General features: G+C 40.5%; 4 protein-coding genes. All 4 read right to left on the reverse strand.

What is annotated here, in order from left to right; genetic code table 11:
• Nucleotides 1-713: amino acid permease (locus AC1DRF_RS21095; RefSeq protein ID WP_477741606.1), on the reverse strand; the 713-nt coding region annotated here is incomplete at its 3' end.
• Between the two features lie 21 nt (nt 714-734).
• Nucleotides 735-1448, reverse strand: coding sequence for an ethanolamine ammonia-lyase subunit EutC (eutC, locus tag AC1DRF_RS21100; protein ID WP_477741607.1), 714 nt, complete (start codon nt 1446-1448; stop codon nt 735-737).
• Nucleotides 1449-1462: 14 nt separating this feature from the next.
• Nucleotides 1463-2833, reverse strand: a complete 1371-nt coding sequence (locus tag AC1DRF_RS21105) for an ethanolamine ammonia-lyase subunit EutB (protein WP_477741608.1) — start codon at nt 2831-2833, stop codon at nt 1463-1465.
• 26 nt (nt 2834-2859) lie between these two features.
• On the reverse strand, nt 2860-3095 hold a 236-nt coding region (locus AC1DRF_RS21110; protein WP_477741609.1), incomplete at its 5' end, for an ethanolamine ammonia-lyase reactivating factor EutA.

Consider the following 3095-nt stretch of genomic DNA (forward strand, 5'->3'; position numbering starts at 1 on the left):
GTTACAAATAGTGTAAACAACGTTGCGGTTGCTAGAGTAATAATCGCTCCAATAAATCCTTTAGGAATGTTTTTCTTAGGATTTTCCACTTCTTCCGCTGCCATTGCTCCACCTTCTATTGCCAGATAGAACCAAACAGCGAATGGAATAGCTGCTAGTACCCCTGTTGGCCCGTTAATAAATGAATGATCATTAAAAATATTTGATGTTTGTACATGAGGCAAACCAGCTACATAAAAAATAGATAAACCAATTAGTGCAACAATGGTAGCTGTAAGCTCAATCACCGCTACTTCTTTTACCCCGATTAAATTTAATAAAACAAAGAAAATAAAGGCACCTACCGTTGCATATACAGGGTTAACGGCTGGAATGAGAAAATGCAGGTATGCTCCTGTTGACACTGCAATAGCAGGAGGAGCAAAAATAAATTCAAGCAAGCAGGCAATTCCTGCGATATATCCCCCAAAAGGTCCAAGTGCTCTTCTTGCATAAGCTGAAGGTCCACCGGCTTGCGGGATAGATGTTGAAAGCTCTGCATAACTAAACATAAACGTTGTGTAAAACACAGTTACAATTAAGGTTGCAATTGCAAGCCCAATAATCCCGCCTTGTTCAAACCCGTAATTCCACCCAAAGTATTGTCCTGAAATAACCATGCCCACTGAAATAGCCCATAAATGAATAGGTTTCAATTGTTTTTGTAACGTCATACGTTCTCCTCCTTTTGATGTTTAGACAATAAGATGTACACCGCTTGTTTGCTGCTTAATCATTTTGTCAATCATGGTACCGATATGTGCGGATGCCTCAATAGGAGGCGTCCCTCTTTTATGAATATTAGAAATAACCATACGATCAGACTCTTTTTTGCCTTTGCTAGGTTCATAGCACATGTAAGCACTCATGGATTCAGCACTGACCAGTCCAGGTCGCTCTCCAATCAATAGCACAAGTGCTTTTGGTTTTATGATCTCGCCAACTTCATCCATACACGCAACCCGTCCCCCTTTTACAAAAAATGAAGTCCCGATATGAAGTCCATATGACTGCAGGGAGTCAATTAAAGCTGGATACACGTCGCTTATGTTTTCTTCGATTGCCTTGGCGCTCAGTCCATCTGAGACTACTACTTGTACATCAGGCTGCCGCACGCAGTTTTTGAAAATTTCTTTCTTAGCGTTATCTGCTAATAACCTTCCTTGATCCGGCCGTTTTAAATAATGTTCTTTTGACTCCACGCGTGTATTCACAGAGAAAAGGTTAAACTCGGCTAAAATATCTTCTGAAACTACTCCATATACAGAGTCTACGGCTGCAGCATGATCCGTGCGAAAAGATAAAACGTCTTTTGTTAGCGGCCTTGTTCCTGTACGGCCGACACCTATGCGGGCAGGGGTAAATTGTTTAAGTGTTTCAAGCTGATCGCGATTTGACTTTGGTATCATAGTAAGCACCTTCCTTAAATCAAATTCATAAAAATAGTTGGGTCTCCGGCTCTAGATGTAAAGCGCCCGTTGTCCATAATACGCTGATCTTCAAGCCACTTTTGAAATAACGGCGTTGGGGTACGGCCTAACACATTACGTACTGTTGCAATGTCATGATAACTAAGAGACTGGTAGTTTAGCATGCAGTCATCAGCCATGGGCACTCCTATGACAAAGTTCACTCCAGCTGTTCCCAGAAGCATACTTAAATTATCCATATCATTTTGATCAGCATCCATGTGGTTGGTGTAACATACGTCTACTCCCATAGGCAGGCCGTGCATTTTACCCATGAAATGATCTTCTAACCCAGCTCGTAGAACTTGTTTGCTGTTATATAAGTATTCAGGTCCAATAAATCCAACAACTGTATTAACTAAGAAAGGCTTGTAGTGACGAGCTAAGCCGTAGCATCTAGCTTCGAGCGTTACTTGATCAATGTTATGGTGAGCTTCTGCTGACAGTTCAGAACCTTGTCCTGTTTCAAAATACCAGCGGTTTGGACCTTTTGCCGTTCCTTTTTCATGAATTAGCGTTGTCGCTTCATCAAGCATAGACAGTGAAATTCCAAATGAATCATTACCAGCTTCTGTACCTGCTAAACTTTGAAAAATCAAGTCTGCTGATGCTCCTTTTTCAATTGCTCTCATTTGACTCGTTACGTGTGATAATACACAGTTTTGAGTAGGAATTGACCATTCGTTGATTATATTTTTTGTTTCATTTAAAAGCGCGTAAATATTATCCGTTGTATCAATAACAGGGTTAATTCCGATAACCGCATCTCCAATTCCATAGCTTAACGCTTCGTATAGAGATGCTCTCATTCCCTTTAAGTTATCTGAAGGATGATTAGGCTGGGCCCGAGAAGCCAATACTCCTTTTTGGCCGATAGTCGTTTGACAAGTAGTTTGCACTTCTATCTTGGCAGCTCCTTGAATTAAATCTAAATTGGACATAATTTTAGTAGCTGCCGCAATCATTTCGCTGCTTAATCCTTTGCTAAGTGCAAGAAGGTCTTCTCCGCTATGCTGATCGGATAAAATGTATTCTCTTAAATCCCCTACTTTCCAATTTTTAATAATGTCGTAAACAGATGAATCAATCTGACTTTCGATTAATGCCGAGACGTTGTCTTCATCTGCGCTGAGCAGCGGGTAATTTCGAATATCAGCAAGTGTGATATCAGCTAGAACTTGCTTTGCTGCCATTCGTTCTTTCATTGACTCAGCGCTAACTCCTGCGAGCTGATCTCCAGAACGCTCTTCGTTTGCTTTGGCCATGATTTCTTTTAAGCTATAAAATGAAAATGTTTCTCCTAACATTCGTGTAGTTTTAAACATCGTTTCCTCCTTGTGTGTTCAGCTGATTATGATGAAAAAGCGAGCGTTTTAACGGAAACGGAGATCGCTTCTCCGGCTACTGGTAACCCTAGATCGATGTAATCTCCGTGTGTAAAATCAATTTGATCTAAACAAATAATTTCTAACTCTTTCCTCTGTTTAGCTAGTGCTTGTCCTAAAGCTTTTGCAATATCTTGTTCGCATAGAACAACGAGGCACTTAGCTCCCTTAAAACAAGCAATAAATTCATCGCTTATTATTT

The organism is Priestia sp. P5_B4 (assembly GCF_056400385.1).

Coding starts and splice junctions, on each gene's coding strand:
- AC1DRF_RS21105 (WP_477741608.1), bottom strand. CDS start 2,833: ATGTTTAAAACTACACGAATGTTAGGAGAAACATTTTCATTTTATAGC.
- eutC (WP_477741607.1), bottom strand. CDS start 1,448: ATGATACCAAAGTCAAATCGCGATCAGCTTGAAACACTTAAACAATTT.